We start from the raw sequence: 20,330 nt of genomic DNA, 5'->3' as shown, positions 1-20,330 counted from the left end.
CGGACCGCCCGAAAGCGGGGTCAAAAGCGGGGGTTCATGGCTTCGGAAGCGGTGTGCCGCCCTGGTGGGTGCGGACCTTGGTCCGCACTGCTTTTGCCCTTAGAGCCAACCCACCGCGCTCGCGGGATGTGGGGTGGGTGGCGGCGGGCCGGGCGGGGCAGGGCCGTGAGGCGCATGGATGCGCCGATCGAGCTTACATGGACGTACTTGCAGCGTGCCCTGCCCCGTCCGGCCCTCCGCCACCCCAACCGATAGCCAGCAGGCGCAACGCTTTCCTCAATACACCCCGCCCATTCAGAAAAACCCATTGATAGGAATGAAATTAGTAGTATCCTATCTATCTCTTATGGACCGACCTCTCGACGAGCGCACCGTGCTGCAGATGCAGCTCAGCTCCGGCCTGCTGTACGCAGGGCGGCAGTGGCAGCGCTTGGCCGACAGTCGGCTCGGCAGCTACGGCATCTCCACCGCCTGCACCATGCCCCTGCTGATGATCGGCCGCTCCGGCGGTGGCATCCGCCAGGTGGCGCTGGCCCAGCAGCTGGGCATGGAGGGTCCTTCCCTGGTGCGCCTGCTGGACAAGCTGTGCGCCAGCGACCTGGTCCGCCGCGAGAGCGACGCCAGCGACCGCCGCGCCAACCTGCTGTGGCTGACCGACGCGGGCCATGCGCTGGTCAGCGAGCTGGAAGACCAGTTGATCGGCCTGCGCCAGGACGTGTTCGGCGAGCTTTCCATGGATGAACTGCACGCCGTGCTGAAGGCATGGCGCCTGCTGGCCGAGGCCGCCGACCGCATCACGTAAGACCGCTGCCCCCGAACACCGCCGCTGCCGTGCACACGCCAGCGGCTTTTGCCCGTTGCCGTTGTTCTGTTGTCCCTCCCCTCCCCCACCTCGCCCCCGCCCCTTCCGATGCCCGGTGAATTCAGTCTCCATGGAGTGTTCGTCCCGACCCTGCTCGGGTTGATGTTGTTGGCCTACCTGGTCAACAGCGGCCTGCACGCGCTGCTGCAGCGTGCCGGCGCCTATCGCCATGTATGGCACCCGGCGCTGTTCAACCTGGCGCTGTACGGGATCGTGCTTGGCCTGCTGTTCCACCTCCTGCGTTGGATGCAATCGTGAACAAGATCGTGAAGAAGACCCTGCCCATACTGCTGACCAGCGCAGCCGTGATCGTCGCCCTGCTGGTGCTGCGCCAGCTGTGGGTCTATTACATGGATGAGCCGTGGACCCGCGACGCCCATGTCGGTGCCGACGTGGTGCAGGTGGCACCGGACGTGTCCGGACTGGTGGAAACGGTGAACGTGGCCGACAACCAGGCGGTGAAGAAGGGCGACGTGCTGTTCGTGATCGACCGCGCGCGCTACCGCATCGCGCTGGAACAGGCCAAGGCCAGCTTGGCCGAGCGCCAGGCCTCGGTGGCGCAGCTGCGCCGCGAAATCGGCCGTGACCGCAGCCTGCAGGATCTGGTCGCCGCCGAGGACGCCGAAGTGCGCCGCGCCAAGCTGCAGGCTGCACAGGCTGCGCTGGGCACCGCACAGGCGGCGGTCGACCTGGCCGAGCTCAACCTGGGCCGCACCGAGGTGCGCGCACCGGCCGATGGCCGGGTCAACGACCGCACCATGCGCGTGGGCGACTACGTGGTGGCCGGCAAGCCGGTGCTGGCGCTGCTGGACACCGGCTCGTTCCGCATCGACGGCTACTTCGAGGAAACCCGCCTGCGCGGCGTGGCCCCGGGGCAGCGCGTGGACATCCGCCTGATGGGCGAATCGGCGCCGCTGCGCGGCCATGTCGAGAGCATCGCCGCCGGCATCGAGGATCGCTACCGCAGCAACGGCAGCACCCTGCTGCCGAACGTGACCCCGGCCTTCGACTGGGTGCGCCTGGCGCAGCGCATTCCGGTGCGCATCGCCATCGACGAGGTGCCCAAGGGCGTGGAGCTGATTGCCGGCCGTACCGCCACGGTGACCGTACAGACCAACAGCACGAAGCATGCAGACAAGGTCGGCACCGCGCCGACACAGGCGGGCCTGTGAACGCCACCCTGCCCCGTCTCGGCCTGATCGTCGCGCTGGCCAGCCTGGCCGCGTGCAGGACCGTCGGCCCGGACTACGCGCTGCCGGAAGGCTCGGCGTTCAAGCGCCCGGAGGCCAATGCGGCCTTCATCGATACGCAGAACCCGCAGGTGGCCGCCAACCAGGCGCTGCCCGACCGCTGGTGGTCGTTGTACAACGACCCGGTGCTGGACGGGCTGATCACCCAGGCGCTGCGTGACAACGTGGAACTGAAGGCCGCCGATGCGCACCTGCGCCGCGCCGCCGCCGTGTACGAACAGGCGCTGGACGCCGGCGGCTTCGAGTACGAGGCCGAGGCCGGCGTCAGCCGCGCGCAGCTGTCGGCCGAATCGTTCCTGCAGGAGCACGAGCTGCCGGTGATCAACCTGGCCGATGGCAAGTTCGCGGTCAGCTACCAGTTCGACCTGTTCGGCAAGCTCAAGCGCGGCGCCGAAGCGGCGCGTGCCGACGAGCAGTCGGTGGCGGCGGCACGCGATCTGGCCCAGGTCAGTGTGGTCGCCCAGGTGGCCGACAGCTACCTGGAAATCTGCCATGCCAACCACGAACTGCACGTGGCCGAGCATTCGCTGCAGCTGCAACAGCGCAGCCGCACCGTTACCGAGCGCCTGATCGCGGCTGGCCGTGGCACGCCGCCGGAGCTGGCCCGCGCCAATGCCCAGGTGGCGCTGCTGGAAGCTGCACTGCCGCCGCTGCATGCGCAGCGCTCGGCGGCCGCCTATTCGCTGGCCGCCCTGCTCGGGCAGACCCCGGGCCAGCTGCCGGCTGGCGTGATCGACTGTGCACACGCCCCCGGCCTGGCGCAGCCGCTGCCGGTCGGTGATGGCCGTGCGCTGCTGCAGCGCCGCCCGGACGTGCGCCAGGCCGAACGCAAGCTGGCCTCGGCCACCGCGCGCATTGGCGTGGCCACCGCCGAACTGTATCCGGACATCCGCCTGGGTGCCTCGGTGGGTGCCGCCGGCCTGCTGGAAGACTTCGGCACGCCGATGACCCAGCAATGGTCGATCGGCCCGCTGATTTCGTGGACGTTGCCGTCGTCGGGCACGCACGCGCGCATCCACGCTGCCGAAGCGGGCGCCGATGCGGCCCTGGCCGAGTTCGACCACACCGTTCTGCAAGCGCTGCGCGAGACCCAGACCGCGCTGGACCGCTATGCGCAGGACCTGCGCCGGCTGCAGTCGCTGCGCATCGCGCAGGAACAGGCCGCACTGGCTGCCGAGCAGAACCGCCGGCTGTACCAGGGTGGCCGCACGCCGTACCTGTCCAGCCTGGATGCCGACCGCAGCCTGGCCACCAGCGATGCCACCCTGGCCGCCGCCGAAGCGCAGGTCTCACGCGACCAGATCCATCTGTTCCTGGTGCTGGGCGGCGGCTGGCAGGCAAGCGCCACCGCGCCCAACGCCTCGACCGCAGCGAAGTAAGCCATGAACGCGCTGACCGACCGCCAGGCCTGGCTGTTCTCGATCAAGACCTACCTGGCGGCGGTGGCCGCGCTGTACATCGCCATGGCCGGCAACCTGTCGCGCCCGTACTGGGCGATGGGCACGGTCTACATCGTCAGCCAGCCGCTGCTGGGCCCAACCCGTGCCAAGGGCGTGTACCGCATCGTCGGCACCCTGGTGGCCGGCCTGGCCACCCTGCTGGTGCTGCCGGCACTGGTGGAAACGCCGCTGGTGCTGAGCGCGGCAATGTCGATCTGGCTGGCCGGCTGCCTGTTCATGGCCCTGCTCAACCGCGGCCCGCGCGGCTACGCGTTCCTGCTGGCCGGCTACACCACCGCCTTCATCGGCTTCCCCGCAGTGACCTCGCCGGAAACCATCTTCGACACGGTGGTGGCGCGCAGCGAGGAGATCATCCTCGGCACGGTGGTGGCGGTGCTGTTCGCCTCGCTGCTGTTCCCGGCCTCGGTGCGGCCGATGCTGCGCGCCCGCATCGGCAACTGGATGGAGGACGCCGCGCAGTGGTGCCGGCAGATCCTGGAACGTGGCCGTGCACACGCGCCACGCAACCGGTTGGCCGCCGATCTGGTGCAGTTCGAGGCGCTGATCGAATTCCTGCGCCGCGATGATCCACGCCATGCAGGGTCGGCGGTGTCGATGGAGCGCCTGCGCGAGCGCATGCTGCTGCTGTTGCCGGTGCTGTCCTCGATCGCCGACCGCCTGAGTGCGTTGCGCAGCGATGGCCAGGCGTTGCCGGAAGGTTTGCCGGCGCTGGTCGATGACATCCACGACTGGCTGGACGGCCCGACCAACGCCAGTGAGTACGCGCGGCTGCGCGCGCGCATCAGCGCGCTGAAGCCGCAGGTGGACCGCGACCTGCAGCACCTGCAGCTGGCCAGCCTGCTGCTGCGCCTGGAGGAGCTGGTGGACCTGTGGCAGGACTGCCGCACCCTGCAGCACGCGATCGATCAGGGCACCGCGCCGCTGGACCGCGCGCACTATCGCATCCGCACCGAACGGGTGGCCGCCGACAGGCACGTCGACTACGGCATGGCACTGTTCTCCGCGCTCAGTGCCGGCGTGGCACTGATGAGCTACTGCGTACTGTGGATCGCGCTCGGTTGGGAGGGCGGTGGCAACGGCGCGATGATGGCGGCGGTGACTGCCGCATTCTTCGCCGCACAGGACGATCCGGCCCCCAGCATGGTGCAGTTCCTGGTGTGGGCGATGGTCGCCTCGGTGGTGGCCGGCGTGTACCTGTTCGGCGTGTTCCCGGCCGTGCACGACTTCGGCCTGCTGGCGCTGGTGCTGGCGGTGGCGTTCCTGCCGCTGGGGCTGATGCTGCACCACCCCAAGAGCGCGTTGTTCGCGCTGCCGCTGACAGTGAACCTGGCCGCGCTGCTGAGCCTGCAGAACACCTACAGCGCCAACATCCAGACCTTCCTCAACTCGTCCATCGCAATGTTCATCGGCATTGGCTTTGCGGTGGTGATGACCCGCCTGTTCCGTTCGGTGGGTGCCGAATGGACCGCGCGCCGGCTGGTGCGGCAGGGCTGGACCACGCTGGCCGAAGCCGCCGAAGGACGCGGCCAGCAGGATCGGCAGCGCTTCGCCGCACGCATGCTCGACCTGCTGGGCCTGCTCGCCCCGCGCCTGGCGGCGACGCCCGAGGGCAGTGACATCGCCTCGGTGGACATGCTCAACGAGGCGCGCATCGGCCTGAACATCCTGCAGCTGCGCCGTGCACGGCTGGAACTGCCCGAGCGCAGCCGTGAGGCGGTCGAGCACATTCTTGAAGAGATCGCCGTGCACTACCGCCGGCAGATCGCTGCGCGCAAACCGATTGTGGCGGCCGACGCATTGCGCGAGCGGTTGGATACCTCGCTGGGCCGGGTCGGCGGCGTGGGCGCCTGCAAGGCCCGCGACGAGGCGCTGATGGGCCTGATCGGCCTGCGCTTCGCGCTGTTCCCGGAGGCGAAGGCGTTGGCGCCGGGATGGGAAGGCGCCGAATCGCCGTCCGTGTAATGCGATCCGCCAGGCGCGGCCCGGCGCTACCATCGTGGTTCGGTAGCGCCGGGCCATGCCCGGCGGCCACTCGCGATCCCCACAGGACGGTTCAATGAGTTACGACATGATGGTGTTCGAGGCCAGCGCGGCCCCGCGCGAAGCGGCGGCCTTCATCGCCTGGTTCGAGAAGCAGACGCAGTGGAACGAGCGCCACGAGTACGACGACCCGGCGGTTAGCAGCCCGGCGCTGCAAGCGTGGTTTGCGGAGATGGCGCAGGACTTCCCGCCGTTGAACGGCCCATTGAGCAACGACGATGACGATCGTGCCGAAGTGACCGAGTACAGCATCGGCCGCGAAGTGATCTATGGCGCATTCACCTATTCGGTGGCCGAGCGCGCGCATGGTCGCGTGCAGGACCTGGCCGAGAAGCACGGAGTGGGCTTCTTTGACGTGAGTGCCGATGAAGCCGCGATCGTGTTCCCCGATGGGCTGGTGCTGATACCGGAGTAGGTTTGGCGGCAGGGCTGCGCCCTGCACCTGCCGAGGCAGCATCAACGTCAAAAGCGTGCTAACCGTGGATTGGCTGGGTGGGTCCGGTTGCGGGGGGCGCTGCAAGTACGCCCCTGTAAGCTCGGTCGCGCCATCCATGGCGCTCACGCCCCCCCAACCGGACCCACCCAGCCTTCGACAGGTTCCCGCGATCTGTCGGAATGGCATGGCTTGCTTCTGGTGGGTGTCGACCTTGGTCGACACGGGTTAGATCCACGCCATGCGTGGATGAATGCCAAAATGATCGAAATACGCTTTTGTAGAGTCGAGCCATGCTCGACTGACGTGAGACGATCGTGGAGGCAGCGATCCCGTTCATCGGCGGAAACACTAGTTGTCTCGTGTTACCTCTGCGAAGTAGATATTGACTGCCTGGTCCATCTCATCGGACATGATCTCGGTATGCAGTCTGGCCATTGGGGTGTGGCCGTGCGCGATAGCAATGGCTGCAAAGAGTGCTGAGGTTTTCCAAGCCTCCTGTGGCGTCGCGACAAGCATTGCCGCGTGTTTACCCATGCGCTGAATGGCCTGCGAATACTCCGGCTCCAATCCAGCAGGAAGTTCAATGCCTCGGTGGCATCGCAACGTTTCTATCGATTGTGCAAGGGAAATGAACTGCCAATCGTCTGAGTCAGCGTCAGCATCAACTGGCAATGCGTTGACAATATGCGGCACAGCCGCAAACGAAGCGCTGTAGACATCCCCTTGATGGCACAAGCTGCTCCACAATTCTTCCCAAGTGTCTTCAATCGGATCGTCTTCCGATCTTTCGTTTTTCGGGATACTGAGATTGGCCAGCAGCTCCGGAATGTCATCCGCAGCCCCATAGGCATGCTGTAGTTCGGCCCAGCGTGGGTCATCCAGGGCGATAAGCGCCATGTGCCGGTTCCTGTGTCGTGGGGTGGCAACGCAGGATAGGTAGCGCCGGCGGCGTCATCAAAGGGCAAATGCGACATCGGGGCGACGGGGGTCAGAGCCCGTTCCCGATGGGAACGGGATCCGACCCCCCGTTCAGAACAAGGTGCCCTGCACGGTAGGCTGTTCGATGCGCGCCGGTGCTTCGGCCACCGCTTCCGCACCCAAGCGCCAGGCCAGGCCACCCAATCGACTGGCGTGGCGTTTCAATGCGGCCTGCAGCACCTCTGCGCTGCCTGCTACGTGCAGGCGCTGGCGGGCACGGGTCAGGCCGGTGTAGACCAGCTCGCGCGACAGCACGCGGCTATCCTGGCGTGGCAGCTGCAGCCACACTTCATCGAACTCCGAGCCCTGTGCCTTGTGCACGGTCATCGCAAAGGCGCTTTCGTGCGCGGGCAGTGCGGCCGGGTGGAAGGCGCGTGGCTGCTCGACGGTGTCGCCCGGGAACCAGGCCACCATCGCGCCGCTGTCGTCGCGCAGGCAGATGCCGATATCGCCGTTGAACAGGCGGTGCCGGTAGCTGTTCTCGGTGACCAGCAGCAGGCGGCCCTGGAAGTAGCCCGGGGTGTTGCCAGCCAGCAGCTGTTCGATGCGGCTGTTGAGCCCGCGCGCACCCTGCGGGCCTTCGCGCAATGCGGTCAGCACGCGCAGGCGCCCGGCCTGCTGCAGGGCACTTACCGGATCAGCGGCCTCGGCCAGCGCGCGCCAGTGGCCGAGCAGATGCTCGCGTTGGCCACGCAATGGATCGGCTTCGCCTTCGTGGAAATGCACGCCCGCCAGAGACCCGCCGCGCAGCAGCTGCAATGCGGTGCTGCTGTCGCCTTCGCGCACGGCATGCGCCAGTGGCGCCAGGTCCAGCGCATCACTCTGACGGTAACCGCGCTGCAGCTGCACGCGGCGGCCAGCAAAGGCGCGTGGTGCCGCCTGCGGCTGCAAGGTGGCCGGCGCCAGCAGACCATGCAGTGCCTGCGCGTCGTCGGCGCGGGTGCCGATGCCATCGCCGCTGGCGCGCAGGATCGCGCTGAGTACGTCGCCGGCTTCCACCGACGGCAGCTGGTCCGGGTCGCCGAGCAGGATCAGCCGGGTGCCACTGGCGATCGCATCGACCAGCTTGGCCATCATCGGCAGATCGATCATCGACGCTTCGTCGACCACCACCACATCCACCGGCAGTGGATTATCAGCGTGGTGGCGGAAGCGCGGTGAATCGGGAATCACGCCGAGCAGGCGATGCAGGGTGGTGCCGGTACTGGGCAATGCCGCGCACAACGTCGCATCCACTCCTTGTTCCTGCAGCCGTTGCACGGCTACGCGAAGGCTCTCGGCCATGCGCTCGGCAGCGCGACCGGTCGGCGCGGCCAACGCCACCTCGGGCAGCGGCTGGCCGGCATGCCGGGCCTGCGCCGCCAGCAGCAGCAACAGGCGCGCGATGGTGGTGGTCTTGCCGGTGCCGGGGCCGCCGGTGACCAGTGCCAGCGGATGGCGCAGGGTCACGCCGGCGGCGCGTGCCTGGTGGTCCTCGCCGCCCAATGCCTGCGGGAACAGCTGCGCGAACAGCGGTGCCAGCGCGGCCATGTCCGGCGCCGGCAGCGGATGCCGGCCGATGCGCTGCAGCCCGGCCGCCAGCTGGCGCTCGTACTCGCGGTAGCGGCGCAGGTAGAGCAGGCCGTTTTCCAGCACCAGCGGCGCATCCTCGGCGATGGTGTCGGACTGCTCGGGTGTCGCCACCCACGGCGATGCACGCAGCTGTGCCAGCCAGTCGTGCGCGGCAGGCCACTCGGGCACGCCGTCCAGCAACCGCTGCGGCTGAGCCGGATCAAACCCGGCGTGGCCCTGGGACACCGCCAGCGAAGCCAGCGCCGCCGCCAGTGCCACACTGTCGGGCGTGTCGTCGCGCAGCCGCTGCAGGCTGGTCGCCAATGCGTGGTCGAGGGTACGCAGCAGGCCCTTCTGATGCAGTTCCTTCAGCAGGCTCATGCGCTGGCTCCACGGGCACGCGCGGCGAGCTGGGCCTGGGCCTGCTCGCCGCCGGCGAACAGCGCGTCGAGTGCATCCACCAGCGCGAACGGAAAACGATCCACGTACACGCCGTTGCCCGTGCCATCCAGGCCGCGGCAGAACAGGTAGCGGATGCCCCCCATGTCGCGCTCGTAATCGTAGGCCGCGCCCAGACGGAAGCGCAGCCAGCGATGCAGGGCCACGGTGTAGATCAGCGCCTGCAGGTCGTATTCGCTGTGGCGCATGGCAATGGCCAGCAGGTCCGGGCTGTAGCCGGGCAGGCGGTTGGACTTGTAGTCGAGCACGTACCAGCGCCCGTCGCGCACGTAGGTCAGGTCGATCATGCCGGTCATCAGCCCTTCCAGGCGGCGGCGCTGGCCGAAGCCGCGACGACCACTGGAAACGCCGTGCGCATGAAGGACCTGCAGCAGCGCCGGCACCGTGGTTGGTTCGATGGCGAAATGGAAGTCGATTTCGGCGCGGCGCTCGCCTTCCCCCAGGCTGTGCAGCGCGCCGCCTTCGGGCAGCGGCACGGTCAGGGTGTGGCCAACCAGCGGCACCAGCACCGCCACGCCGTCGTCCAGGTCGACGTCGGCATAGCCTTCGTCGTGCAGCGCCTTGCGCAGTACCTCGGCCTGCCCCGCGGGCGCTTCCAGGCCCGGCTGCCAGTCACCCCATGCGGCGAAGTCGACGTTCTCCATTGCCTCGTGCAGCACGTTGCCGAAGCGGCTGCCCATGAAACGCGAGTCGAGCGGCGCGCTGTCCTCGGCCACTGCGGCGGCTTCCGGCAGTGCCGGTTCCAGCGGCAGCTCCGGGCCGGTGGGTTCGTCTGCTGCCGGCGCCGGCAGCGCGGTGGCAGCGGCTTCGATGTCACTGCCCGCGCCGGCATCGGCGTGGGCCAGCTGGGTGAAGCTGTACACCCACCAGTCGTGCGGAACGCGCCGGGTCAGTGCACGCACCGCCGGAAGATCCCCTTCCACTTCGGCCGCCAGCTGCGGCAGCGCAGCCGGTACCTCACTGTCATCGATGCGCACATCGGCGAGCGCGCGCAGCGCCTGCAGGTCACCCAGCAGCGGCGCCAGCCGCGTCTTGCCCAGCCCGGCCAGATCACCCACGGCGATCCACAGCGCATGCTCGGCGCGGGTCAGTCCCACATACAGCAGGCGCGCATCCTCGGCGCGCTGCTCGCGTTCGCGCTGCGCGGTGGCCGCTTCCCAGGCCTCGTCCTTGTCCAGCTTCCAGTGCAACTGGCGCTGGCCGCCGACGTGCACGGTGCAGTGCGAGGCCGTGTTCGGTGCGCCGCCGTCGATGCCGACGAAGGGCAGGAACACCAGCGGATACTCCAGGCCCTTGCTCTTGTGCAGGGTGATGATCTGCACGCGGCGCGCATCCGATTCCAGGCGCAGCAGCTGCTGCTCGTCATCCTGGTCGGCGCTGGCCATCTGCCCCTGCAACCAGTCCAGCAGCCCGTGCATGCCCAGCGCCTGCGCGGAGGCTTCCTGCAGCAGTTCACCCAGCTGCAGGTAATTGGTGAGGCGGCGCTCGCCATCGATCAGCGCCAGCAGACGCTCGCCCTGCGCGGCACAGACATCGGCGATCACCGCGAACGGCCCGCCGCGCTGCCAGCGCTCTCGCCAGTGCAGCAGCTGCGCCTGGAACCCGCGTTGCAGGTCGCCGTCGCGTTCCATCGCCGCAATCGCACTTGCGCGCTGGCCGAGCAGTACCGTGGCCAGCGCTGCGCGCAGGCGGCCCTCGTCGGCCGGTTGCAGCAGTGCCAGCAGCAGCGCACGCAGATCACGCGCTTCAGGCGTGGAAAACAGGCTCTGTTTGCCGGCTGCCACTGCCGGAATGCCGACCGCGGCCAGTGCGCGCTGCACCAGGGTGGCCTCGCGATGCGAGCGCACCAGCACCGCGATGTCACCGGGCTGCACCGGGCGCCCACGCAACACGGCATTGCCCGCACGCGCCTCGACCAGGATCTGGTGAATCGCGGCCACGCAGGCCTGGGTCGCCGCATCGCGCGAGGCATCGGCGCTCATCGCCTTGTCACCGCCACTGCGCAGCACGCGCAGGGTGAGCGCCGCAGCGGCATGGCCGTCGCGCTGGTAGTCCGCATCGCTGCGCACGCCACCGGGCCGCACCGGCTCGAACTGGATGTCGCGTTCGAGGAAGGCGTCTTCGCCAGCGTTGTCGTACAGCGCCTGCAGCGCGCGCAGCACAGCGGGTCGCGAGCGGAAGTTCTGGTCCAGTACCGGCGCCTGCTGCGCCACCTGCTTGGCCTTCAGGTAAGTGTGGATATCACCGCCGCGGAAGCCGTAGATCGCCTGCTTGGGGTCGCCGATCAGGAACAACGCCGGTGCCAGGCCCAGCTCGCGCACCTCCGGCGAATCGCCGAAGACGGTGTGGAAGATGCCCCACTGGCGATCGTCGGTGTCCTGGAACTCATCGACCAGCGCGATGCGGTACTGCGCGCGCAACTGCCTGACCAGCGTCAGTCGCTGCGGGCCTTCCAGGGCGAGCGCTACGCCATCGATCAGATCGTCGTAGGTCTGCACCCGGCGGACGCGCTTCAGTGCCTGCAGCCGCTGCGTGGCGTCGTCGCGAAGCGCGTGCAGGAAATTCAATGCGGTGGCACGCAACCAGGCATCGCGTTCGGCCAGCAGCACGACATAGCGCGCCAACGGTGCCTGCAATGGCGACGACGGCGTGCGCTCGGCGAATTTCTTGTTGGTCTTGGCGGCCAACGCCTCCGGCAGCAGCGCCGGCAGGCGTTCGCTGATCAGAAGCTCGCGCGGGTCGGCGCGCTCGGCCCAGGCCAGCAGCTGCCGGCCCAGCGGATGCAGCCAGCCCAGCTTGTAGGACACGCCGTTGAGCCACTTGTTGTCGACCGCATCGCAGAGGTCGATGAAGAACTGCTCGCCATGCTCGCGCAGCGCCTGCTGCAGTTCGGCGGCGGTGGCCTGCAATGCTGGGTGTGGATCGGCCAGCGCCACCGGCCGTGGCAACGGGTGCAGAGGCGGCGTAGCCAGCAACGCGCGCAGATCGGCCGCCAGCGCATCCGGGTTGGACCACAGCCAGGTCAGCGGCTCCAGCGTGGCCGGGTCGTTGGCATGCACGCGCCACAGATCGGCCGCGAGCTCCTCCAGCAGCTCACGGTCGCTGGCCAGCAGTTCCGGCGGATCAAAGGTGTGGCCGCTTTCCAGCGCATGCTCGCGCAGCACGCGGGTGCAGAAGCCGTGGATGGTGAAGATGGACGCCAGGTCGATCTCGTCTGCGGCCACCTGCAGGCGGCGTTTCAGTGCGGCGGCGCTCTCGGTGCCGCCCTGCAGATGGCGCTGCAGCACGTCGCGGGTCAATCGCACCTCCGGTGCTTCACCGTCGGCCGCTTCCAGGTCGACCTGGCGCGCGGCCAGCGCCAGGCGCTCGCGGATGCGCTTGCGCAGTTCCTGGGTGGCGGCATCGGTGAAGGTCACCGCCAGGATCTGGCCGATGCGCAGGCCCTGCTCCACCACCAGGCGGGTGAACAACGTGGCCAGGGTGAAGGTCTTGCCGGTGCCGGCGCTGGCTTCGATCAGCCGGATGCCCTCCAGCGGCAGCGCCAGATAGGGATCGCGGCTGAGGGATTCGATGCCGTCTTCGGCGATGGCGGTGTTCATGCGTTGCCCTCCTGGCGTGCTTCGGCGCCGAGAGCGCGGCCTTCGCGCACGGCGCTGAAGACCAGCTGGCTGTTGCGCAGCAGGTCAGCGTAGCCGGCATCGGTGGCGAACGGGTCGGCACCGCGCAGCAGCAGCTGCCACGCGTCACTTCTGGATTCCCCCCAGGTGCGGTCGCTGCCGTGCCACTGCTTCCAGCCTTCGCTGCGCTGCTTTTCTGCCGGCGCGTTGTACAGCGCCCAGCCGGTGTACGGGGCAAAGCGCAGCGGCTCGCGCAGGCCACGCTGGCGCAGCTGCAGCAGCGCACGCAGCGCCGCACGTGCAGCGGGAACGCTCAATGCCGGCAGCACGTGCGGACCGGGACCGGCATCGCCGCCGTCATGGAACTGCACAAGCGGCAGCGCATCGCCCGCCGCGTTCGCCAGCAGCCAGTCCAGGCCGTGGCGGATCACTGCATTGCCATTGAGTGTACCGGCACGCAGGCGCACCAGCCCTTCGGGATGCCGATCGGCCACGCGGCCATGCAGGCGCACGCCATCGATGTCCACTTCGTAGCGACGGCTTTCCAGTGGTTCGCCCTGCATCCAGCCCAGCAGCGCACTGGCATACGGGCGTGTCTTCAACTGCTCCACCTCGAACTGGCGCTCGCCCAATGGACCCGACGGCAGCAAGCCACGCGCGCGCAACCGCGGGTACAACGGCTCGGCATCGCCGCTGAGCGTGGCGCGTACCACCGCCGCCTGCACACTGCGCTTTTCCGGTCCGCGCGCGGACAGCACCAGCGGTTCCAGGTCATCCACCTCCTCCACCTCGTCGGCCAGGCGAAGCCCCAGCGACTGTGCGAGGAACTGCCCGGCCGGATCGCACAGGAAACGACGCAGGGTATCGAGTGCGACCTCGTCTTCCACCGCATCGTCGAGCGGCGGCGGCAACGGTGCATCGAACCACGGCTGCAGGCCACCGCGCTGGCCGGTCAGGCGACCGGCGGCCGGATGCCACTGGCGGCGATAGCTGAAGCGGCGTGGATCGCCATCACCGAACGCGGCTGGCGAGAACGGCTGCAAGGCGTGACGCACGGTGAAGTCGCGGACCGCAGCAGTCGGATCGAGGTGATATGCGGCGGCGGCATCGATCAGTTCGCTGACCAGTACCGACGGCTCACGCACGCTGCCATCGCGCGGATCGGCGCCGAGATAGCTGAGATAGAACACCTCCTGCGCGGCCGCGAACAGCTGCAGGAACAGGAAGCGGTCATCCTCGCGGGTGGAGCGGTCGCCCGGACGGCGGCGCGGCGTATCCAGCTCGGCGGTGAGCTGGTTGAGACCGGCGGCCGGGTCACGGCGGGGGAAATCGCCATCATTGAGACCGAGCACGCAGATCACCCGGAACGGCAGCAGCCGCATCGGCACCATTCGGCCGAAACTGATGCCACCGGTCAGCAGCGGTGCGCGCGTATCGGCCTCCCCCAATGCGCCGGCGAAGTGCGAACGCACCACCTCCGGCGGCACGCCGTCTTCGAAACCGGCCTTGGCGGCATCGTCGGCGAACTGGTTGAGCAGCTTGCGCAGGCGCTCCAGCGCGCGCTGGCTGTTGGGCGAGCTGGGCGCGGTGGGCAACAGTGCGTCCAGCAGCGACAGCAGGCGCTGCCGCCACTGCGCCGGGGTCAGCAGCTCGCCGAGGCGTCGCTGGTAGACCGCCAGCACGCGCAACAGGCGCAGCAGCCGGTCCAGCGCGTCCAGCGCGCCGCCTTCCAGTTCGATCCACGGCGCCACGCCGGCCACGTCGGCCTCGCTGCCGGTGGCATGGCCGAGTACCAGGCGATCCAGCGCGAACTGCCAGGTGTAGGCGTCGTCGGCCGGTGCCTGGTGCTGGTTGCGGTGTCTTGCGTCCAGGCCCCAGCGTGCGCCGGCCTGCTGCAGCCAGCCATGCAGGCGGTCGAAGTCCACCGCTTCCAGCCCGGCCGCTTCGGCCAGCGGGGCGCTGGCCAACAGGTCCAGCACTTCGTTCAGGCCAAAGCGCGAGACCGGCAGGCCCAGCAGATGCACGAACACATCGGCCAGCGGCTCGCCCGCCAGCGGGCTGCTGTCGGCCAGCGCATACGGAATGTGTTCCTCCTCGCCGCCGCGACCGCCGAACACCGCTTCCAGGTACGGCACATAGGGATCGATGTCCGGCGCCAGCACCGCGATCTCACGTGCCTGCAGCGGCGGGTCGAAGCGCGGGTCCTGCAGCAGGCTGCGCAGCTGGTCGTGCAGTACCTGCAACTCACGCAGGCGGGTGTGGCAGGCGTGTACCTGCAGGCTGGGGTCGTCGCTGCGCAGGCCGTCGCGCAGTTCACCCGAGGGCAGCGCGCGACGGTGGAACAGGTCACGCTGCAGGCGATGCAGCAGGCTGTCGGACAGGCCACCTTCGTCCAGGCTTGGCCCGGTGTCCTCCTCCGGATCGGAATAGGCGGCGATTTCGCCGGCCGGATGCACCACCTCGTAACTGCCCAGCACCGCCATGAAGTCGCGCCCGGCCGCACCCCACGCTTCCAGCAGCCGGTTCTCGCCGGCCGCTTCACCGAAGGGATCCGGTGCGCCACTGCGCAGGCGCTCGGCCAGCGTCTGCAGGTCGCCCCAGTACGACTGCACCGGGGTGGGCATGTAGAAGTGCAGCTCGCCCACCCGGGCCTGGGTGGCCATCACCCGCAGCACGTCAGGCGAGATGTTGAGCGTTGCGAACGCAGACATGCGCGGCGGCAGGCCTTGCGGCAGCGGCTGGCCGGCGCCTTCGAAGCGGTCCAGGTACTCCTGGATGCGGCGGGCGCGGTAGTCGCGGCCGCGGGTGATGGTGCGCCACAGGATCGCCTGCGGGTCGGCCGGATCGGCACCGGCTGCCCAGCGCAGCAGCCAGTCGCGGCGCCAGGCCTGGTACTTCTCGAACACCGAGGCCAGCTCGCCGGCCAGCGCCCAGGGTTTCAATGCGTCATCGCCGGCAAGATAGGACTGCAGCGCGCGCATCGGCGGCTGCGCCAGCAGCGCCGGGTCGCTCAGTGCCTGATACAGCTTCCAGTGCAGACCGGCCGCGTCCAGATCGTCCTGCTCGCCGCTGACGTTGGCCTTCAGCGCCCGCGCCACGAACTCGCCGGGGGTCAGGAACTCGAGGTTGGCGGCGACGCCGAATTCCGCGGCCAGTGTCGCCTGCAGCCAGCGCCGCATCGCCACCTGCGGGATCAGCACCACTTCCGGCGCCAGCAGCGGCTGGCCCTGCACCGGCACACGCACGTTGCGCGCCAGCAGCGCGGCCAGCACGTCCAGGGAATTGGAATGGTAGAGGCGGAAATCGCTGCCCGGGTCACTCATCATGCACAGTGTGCAGGACGGCAGGCAGTATTCAATGGTCAGCCCATCGCCGGTACGGATTGTTCCGGGCTGCCGGGCGATTGTCCCGGCCTGCGCGAGGCCTTGCCGTGCAACAATACTGGACCGTCCAGTCTGCTTATGTTCAGCCGACGGGCCCGATCCTTCGATGTCTAAAAAACGTTAATGGTGCCCATGTCGGCTTCCACCTCCAGTCTGGTGCAGTTATCCAACGTCCGCATCGACCGGAGCGGACGCACGATCCTGCGCGACGTGTCGCTGCAGGTGCCCAAGGGCAGCATCACCGCGGTGCTCGGTCCGTCCGGCAGCGGCAAGTCGACCCTGCTGGCGGCGCTGACCGGCGAACTGCGCCCGGTCGCCGGCGAGGTCACCCTGTTCGGCAAGCCGATCCCGCATGACAGCGGCGCGCTGCTGGAAATGCGCAAGAGCGTGGGCGTGCTGTTGCAGGGCAACGGCCTGCTGACCGACCTCACCGTGGCCGAGAACGTCGCCCTGCCGCTGCGTACGCACACCCGCCTGCCGACCGCCGTGCTGCGCCGGCTGGTGCAGATGAAGCTGCATGCGGTGGGCCTGCTGGCCGCCGCCGATGCCTGGCCGCGCGAGCTGTCCGGTGGCATGGCGCGCCGTGTGGCGCTGGCCCGTGCACTGGCGCTGGACCCGCCGCTGATGATCTACGACGAGCCGCTGACTGGGCTGGACCCGATCGCCTCGGGGGTGATCATGAGCCTGATCCAGCGCCTCAACCACAGCCTGGGCCTGACCAGCATCATCGTCAGCCACCACGTGCACGAGACCCTGCCGATCTGCGACCAGGTGATCGCGATCGCCAATGGCGGCATCGTGTTCCAGGGCACGCCCGAGGCACTGCAGTCCAGCCAGGACCCGCTGCTGCGGCAGTTCCTGCACGGCCAGCCCGATGGCCCGATTCCGTTCGATGCCGCGCCACGTGCGAGGGTTGCCTGATGCCGTTCGTCCAAGCCACCCGCTCACTGGGTCGCGCCGGCCTGTTCTCGCTGACCGTGCTGCGTGGTTCGCTGCCAACCCGTGATTTCCTGGCCGAGCTGACCCGCGAGATCTACAAGATCGGCGCACGCTCGCTGCCGATCATCGCCGTCGGTGGTGCCTTCGTCGGCCTGGTGCTGACCCTGCAGGGCTACCGCACGCTGACCACCTTCGGTGCGGCCGACGCGCTGTCGACCCTGCTCGGCCTGTCGCTGTACCGGGAACTGGCGCCGGTGCTGACCGCGCTGTTGTTCATCGGCCGCGCCGGCAGCTCGATCGCCGCCGAACTGGGCCTGATGCGCGCCACCGACCAGATCAAGGCACTGGAGCTGATGGCGATCGACCCGGTGGCCAAGGCCGTCGCGCCGCGCTTCTGGGCGGCGGTGCTGACCGTGCCGCTGCTGACCGGCATCTTCTGCTCGCTGGCGATCAGCGCCAGCTACTTCGAAGCGGTGCATGTGCTGGGCCTGGACAATGGCGTGTTCTGGTCGGCACTGCGCAACAGCGTCGATTTCTGGGACGACTTCGGCGTGGCGATGCTGAAGTCGGCGATCTTCGGCGGCACTGCCGCGCTGGTGGCCGCCTATGTTGGTTTCCACGCCGAGCCGACCATTGAAGGCACTTCGGTGGCGACCACCCGTGCGGTGGTCAACGCCTCGCTGCTGGTGCTGATGTTCAACTTCGTGCTGTCGGCAATGTTGTTCACCTAACCCCTCCACCGGCGGTGCGCAGGCGCGCGCGGCCACCACGACTCGATCAGGTAATCCACATGGCCATCCGCGGTCCCAGACTTGAATTCTCTGTCGGCGCCTTCCTGCTGCTGGCTCTGGCCTCGTTGCTGGTGCTGGCCGTGGCCTCGACCAACCAGCGCTGGAGCTGGGGCAGTGAGGGCTATGACCTGAAGGCGCGCTTCTCCCAGGTCGGCCAGCTGCGCAAGCAGGCGCCGGTGAAGATCGGCGGCGTGACCGTCGGCCAGGTCGCTTCGATCGACCTGGACCCGGTGAAGTTCGAATCCATCGTGACGCTGCGCATGGACAGCAAGGTCAAGGACCTGCCGGCGGACACCTCGGCCGGCATCTTCACCAGTGGTTTGCTCGGCGAGAGCTATATCGGTCTGCAGCCGGGCGGTGACCCGGACGTGCTGAAGGCCGGCGACGAGATCGTCTTCACCCAGCCGGCCGTGGACCTGATCCAGCTGGTCGGCAAGTACATGTTCAGTGGCGGCGCCGGTGGCGGCACTGCTCAGAAGCCCAACGATGGCGCGCAGGCGCCTGCAACGGAACCGCAACCATGAAAATGAAACTGATCCCGGCCCTGCTCGCCTCGGCGCTGCTGGCAGCCACCCCGTTCCTGGCCCAGGCCCAGGCCGCCGCACCTGCCGCTGCCGCAACGCAGAGCCAGGCCGGCAAGGTGGTGATCGATGCCAGCAGCCGCATCCTGTCCACGCTGCAGCAGCGCAAGAGCGAGTTCACCAGCAACCCGGCCAGCCTGCGCAGCTACATCGACAGCGAACTGACCCGCACCTTCGACCGCGACTACGCCGCGCGTCTGGTGCTGGGCCCGCACGCCCGCGGTGCTTCCGACGCCGACATCAAGCTGTTCGCCGATGCGATGGCCGACAGCCTGATGCAGCGCTACGGCTCGACCTTGCTCAACATCCAGGGCAAGCCAAGCTTCCGCCTGAAGGGTGAAAGCCCGCTGCCGGGCAATCGTGGCGTGCGTGTCAGCACCGAACTGGTGCGCGCCGGCAACGAGCCGACTCCGGTCGAGTACTGGATGCGCAACGTGAACGGCCAGTGGAAGATCTTCGACGTCAACATTGAAGGCATTTCCTACGTGCAGACCTTCCGCAACCAGTTCGATACCCCGCTGCGCCAGAAGGGCATCAAGCAGGTGGCCAGCGAACTGCACAGCGGCAGCATGCAGGCCGGGCCCGCGGGCAATGGCAAGTAACGCACTGGCACTGCTGGAAGGCGACACCCTGCGCCTGCGCGGGGTGCTCGACCGTGCCGCGGTGATCGCGCTGTGGCCGCAGCTGCAGGCCCTGCCGGCAAAGCTGTCACGGCTGGAGCTGGGCGAGGTGGACCGCGTGGACAGCGCCGGCCTGGCGCTGCTGGCCGAGCTGGCGGCACGCGCGCGCAGGAGCGGTCACCCACTGGTCGTCTCCGGCGCGCCGGCCGGCTACAACGAGCTGAGCGCAGCCTACCGGCTGTCGCCCGATCTGGATTTCAACGCTACTTCTGCTGCGAGCTGACATGAACGTCGTACGCACTCTCCCCTTGATCGTCCTGGCCGCCGCGCTGACCGCCTGCGCCGGCAAGCCCGCACGCAGCGATGCACCGGCAGCCAGTACCGTGGTCCCGGCCAGCACCGTCGCCGAGGCCTCCGCCCCCACCGCCGATACCGCTACGATTGATGCCGCGCCGGCCGCAGCCGTGGTTGCCGCCCCTGCACCGGCCACGCCACCCTCCGTACCGGCCCGCGGCGCCGACACCGATGCGGCCAGGGCCGCAGCGGCGACCGCCCCCGGTGGTGATGACGACTTCGATGCCCTCTATGGCGGCAGCGGCAACACCGGCAGTGCGGCAGCCTACGACCCATGGGAACCGTTCAACCGCAAGGTGCACAAGTTCAACAACGCGGTCGACCGCGGCATTGCCCGTCCGCTGGCCACGGCCTACACCCACGTAGTGCCGCGCTTCGCCCGCACCGGCGTCAGCAACTTCTTCAGCAACCTGCGGGCACCGGTGACCATCACCAACCAGCTGCTGCAGGGCCGCGGTGCCGATGCCTGGGACAGCCTCGGCCGCTTTCTGATGAACAGCACGCTGGGCATCGGTGGCCTGTTCGATCCGGCCAGCAAGGCGATGGTGCCGCGCCGCAATGAAGACTTCGGCCAGACCCTGGGTGCGTGGGGCTGGCGGCGTTCGCGCTACGTGGAACTGCCGTTCTTCGGCCCGCGCACCGTACGCGATGTATTCGGCCTGGCCGGTGACATTCCGCTGTCGCCGATCCGCCGCATCGAGGAGGACAAGGTCCGCATCGGCCTGCAGGGCCTGCAGCTGGTGGATACCCGCGCGCAGCTGCTGGCGGTCGACGACCTGCGTGACACCGCCGTAGACGAGTACTCGCTGGTACGCGATGCGTGGATGCAGCGCCGCAACTACCAGATCGAGAACGATCTGCGCAGCAAGCGCGACCGTGGCCACGACGATGCCAATTCTCCGATCCCGGTCGATGCCATGCCGATGCCGAACTGGAGCAACTGATCGCTGCAGCCCGTGCATGAAAAAACCCCGCCTCGGCGGGGTTTTTCTTTCCGGCAGATGCCAAC

General features: G+C 68.5%; 16 protein-coding genes. 12 read left to right on the top strand and 4 right to left on the bottom strand.

Annotated features, from left to right (window positions below; all coding sequences use genetic code 11):
* Positions 1 to 346: 346 nt before the first annotated feature.
* From R5H29_RS02285 to R5H29_RS02260, 6 genes are all read left to right on the top strand, one after another.
* A complete protein-coding gene (locus R5H29_RS02285) occupies positions 347 to 802 on the top strand; it encodes a MarR family winged helix-turn-helix transcriptional regulator (RefSeq protein WP_012481667.1) in 456 nt (151 codons plus the stop codon).
* A gap of 108 nt (positions 803 to 910) precedes the next feature.
* The gene (locus tag R5H29_RS02280; RefSeq protein WP_010487502.1) at positions 911 to 1,120 is read left to right on the top strand and encodes a DUF1656 domain-containing protein; all 210 of its coding nucleotides are present in this window, start codon (positions 911 to 913) and stop codon (positions 1,118 to 1,120) included.
* The gene (locus tag R5H29_RS02275; protein WP_043403026.1) at positions 1,117 to 2,034 is read left to right on the top strand and encodes an HlyD family secretion protein; all 918 of its coding nucleotides are present in this window, start codon (positions 1,117 to 1,119) and stop codon (positions 2,032 to 2,034) included. The genes R5H29_RS02280 and R5H29_RS02275 overlap by 4 nt, the downstream gene beginning before the upstream one ends.
* Positions 2,031 to 3,491: an efflux transporter outer membrane subunit gene (locus tag R5H29_RS02270; RefSeq protein ID WP_058983104.1), complete on the top strand. Its 1,461-nt coding sequence runs from the start codon at positions 2,031 to 2,033 to the stop codon at positions 3,489 to 3,491. Before R5H29_RS02275 ends, R5H29_RS02270 begins: the two co-directional genes overlap by 4 nt.
* 3 nt (positions 3,492 to 3,494) lie before the next feature.
* A complete protein-coding gene (locus R5H29_RS02265) occupies positions 3,495 to 5,534 on the top strand; it encodes an FUSC family protein (RefSeq protein ID WP_332328671.1) in 2,040 nt (679 codons plus the stop codon).
* A gap of 94 nt (positions 5,535 to 5,628) precedes the next feature.
* Positions 5,629 to 6,027 carry a hypothetical protein gene (locus tag R5H29_RS02260; protein WP_332328670.1) on the top strand — a complete coding sequence of 133 codons (399 nt, stop codon included), beginning with the start codon at positions 5,629 to 5,631 and terminating at the stop codon, positions 6,025 to 6,027.
* Between the two features lie 369 nt (positions 6,028 to 6,396).
* Here the strand turns inward: R5H29_RS02260 and R5H29_RS02255 are convergent, their stop codons facing one another.
* From R5H29_RS02255 to recC, 4 genes are all read right to left on the bottom strand, one after another.
* A complete protein-coding gene (locus R5H29_RS02255) occupies positions 6,397 to 6,945 on the bottom strand; it encodes a hypothetical protein (protein ID WP_332328669.1) in 549 nt (182 codons plus the stop codon).
* 132 nt (positions 6,946 to 7,077) lie between these two features.
* Complete coding sequence (gene recD, locus R5H29_RS02250; protein WP_332328668.1) at positions 7,078 to 8,958, bottom strand: exodeoxyribonuclease V subunit alpha; 1,881 nt, start codon at positions 8,956 to 8,958, stop codon at positions 7,078 to 7,080.
* Positions 8,955 to 12,635: an exodeoxyribonuclease V subunit beta gene (gene recB, locus R5H29_RS02245; protein ID WP_332328667.1), complete on the bottom strand. Its 3,681-nt coding sequence runs from the start codon at positions 12,633 to 12,635 to the stop codon at positions 8,955 to 8,957. Before recB ends, recD begins: the two co-directional genes overlap by 4 nt.
* Positions 12,632 to 15,979 carry an exodeoxyribonuclease V subunit gamma gene (recC, locus tag R5H29_RS02240; protein ID WP_332328666.1) on the bottom strand — a complete coding sequence of 1,116 codons (3,348 nt, stop codon included), beginning with the start codon at positions 15,977 to 15,979 and terminating at the stop codon, positions 12,632 to 12,634. Before recC ends, recB begins: the two co-directional genes overlap by 4 nt.
* Before the next feature lie 189 nt (positions 15,980 to 16,168).
* Between recC and R5H29_RS02235 the strand changes: the two genes are divergently transcribed.
* Genes R5H29_RS02235 through R5H29_RS02210 form a run of 6 tightly spaced genes read left to right on the top strand, consistent with a single transcriptional unit; the run spans position 16,169 to position 20,265 of the window.
* A complete protein-coding gene (locus tag R5H29_RS02235) occupies positions 16,169 to 16,957 on the top strand; it encodes an ABC transporter ATP-binding protein (protein ID WP_010487485.1) in 789 nt (262 codons plus the stop codon).
* Complete coding sequence (locus R5H29_RS02230; RefSeq protein ID WP_005414955.1) at positions 16,957 to 17,706, top strand: MlaE family lipid ABC transporter permease subunit; 750 nt, start codon at positions 16,957 to 16,959, stop codon at positions 17,704 to 17,706. Before R5H29_RS02235 ends, R5H29_RS02230 begins: the two co-directional genes overlap by 1 nt.
* A 59-nt stretch (positions 17,707 to 17,765) precedes the next feature.
* Positions 17,766 to 18,290 (top strand): outer membrane lipid asymmetry maintenance protein MlaD, encoded by a 525-nt coding sequence (gene mlaD / locus R5H29_RS02225; RefSeq protein WP_021203289.1) that lies wholly within the window; start codon positions 17,766 to 17,768, stop codon positions 18,288 to 18,290.
* Entirely contained in the window at positions 18,287 to 18,949 is a 663-nt protein-coding gene (locus tag R5H29_RS02220) for a phospholipid-binding protein MlaC (protein ID WP_021203288.1), read from the top strand. The genes mlaD and R5H29_RS02220 overlap by 4 nt, the downstream gene beginning before the upstream one ends.
* Positions 18,939 to 19,250 (top strand): lipid asymmetry maintenance protein MlaB, encoded by a 312-nt coding sequence (locus R5H29_RS02215; RefSeq protein WP_164145141.1) that lies wholly within the window; start codon positions 18,939 to 18,941, stop codon positions 19,248 to 19,250. Before R5H29_RS02220 ends, R5H29_RS02215 begins: the two co-directional genes overlap by 11 nt.
* 1 nt (position 19,251) lies before the next feature.
* Positions 19,252 to 20,265, top strand: coding sequence for a VacJ family lipoprotein (locus R5H29_RS02210; RefSeq protein ID WP_180833046.1), 1,014 nt, complete (start codon positions 19,252 to 19,254; stop codon positions 20,263 to 20,265).
* Positions 20,266 to 20,330: the final 65 nt, after the last annotated feature.

The sequence above is a fragment of the Stenotrophomonas sp. A3_2 genome (assembly GCF_036624925.1).
GTDB classification, from domain to species: Bacteria; Pseudomonadota; Gammaproteobacteria; order Xanthomonadales; family Xanthomonadaceae; genus Stenotrophomonas; species Stenotrophomonas hibiscicola.
Note: the sequence above shows the minus strand (reverse complement) of the source record. Positions and strands in the feature narration are given on the sequence as shown.

Coding starts and splice junctions, on each gene's coding strand:
- R5H29_RS02220 (WP_021203288.1), top strand. CDS start 18,287: ATGAAAATGAAACTGATCCCGGCCCTGCTCGCCTCGGCGCTGCTGGCA.
- R5H29_RS02210 (WP_180833046.1), top strand. CDS start 19,252: ATGAACGTCGTACGCACTCTCCCCTTGATCGTCCTGGCCGCCGCGCTG.
- recB (WP_332328667.1), bottom strand. CDS start 12,635: ATGAACACCGCCATCGCCGAAGACGGCATCGAATCCCTCAGCCGCGAT.
- R5H29_RS02235 (WP_010487485.1), top strand. CDS start 16,169: ATGTCGGCTTCCACCTCCAGTCTGGTGCAGTTATCCAACGTCCGCATC.
- R5H29_RS02230 (WP_005414955.1), top strand. CDS start 16,957: ATGCCGTTCGTCCAAGCCACCCGCTCACTGGGTCGCGCCGGCCTGTTC.
- R5H29_RS02285 (WP_012481667.1), top strand. CDS start 347: ATGGACCGACCTCTCGACGAGCGCACCGTGCTGCAGATGCAGCTCAGC.
- R5H29_RS02260 (WP_332328670.1), top strand. CDS start 5,629: ATGAGTTACGACATGATGGTGTTCGAGGCCAGCGCGGCCCCGCGCGAA.
- R5H29_RS02255 (WP_332328669.1), bottom strand. CDS start 6,945: ATGGCGCTTATCGCCCTGGATGACCCACGCTGGGCCGAACTACAGCAT.
- recD (WP_332328668.1), bottom strand. CDS start 8,958: ATGAGCCTGCTGAAGGAACTGCATCAGAAGGGCCTGCTGCGTACCCTC.
- recC (WP_332328666.1), bottom strand. CDS start 15,979: ATGATGAGTGACCCGGGCAGCGATTTCCGCCTCTACCATTCCAATTCC.
- R5H29_RS02215 (WP_164145141.1), top strand. CDS start 18,939: ATGGCAAGTAACGCACTGGCACTGCTGGAAGGCGACACCCTGCGCCTG.
- mlaD (WP_021203289.1), top strand. CDS start 17,766: ATGGCCATCCGCGGTCCCAGACTTGAATTCTCTGTCGGCGCCTTCCTG.
- R5H29_RS02265 (WP_332328671.1), top strand. CDS start 3,495: ATGAACGCGCTGACCGACCGCCAGGCCTGGCTGTTCTCGATCAAGACC.
- R5H29_RS02280 (WP_010487502.1), top strand. CDS start 911: ATGCCCGGTGAATTCAGTCTCCATGGAGTGTTCGTCCCGACCCTGCTC.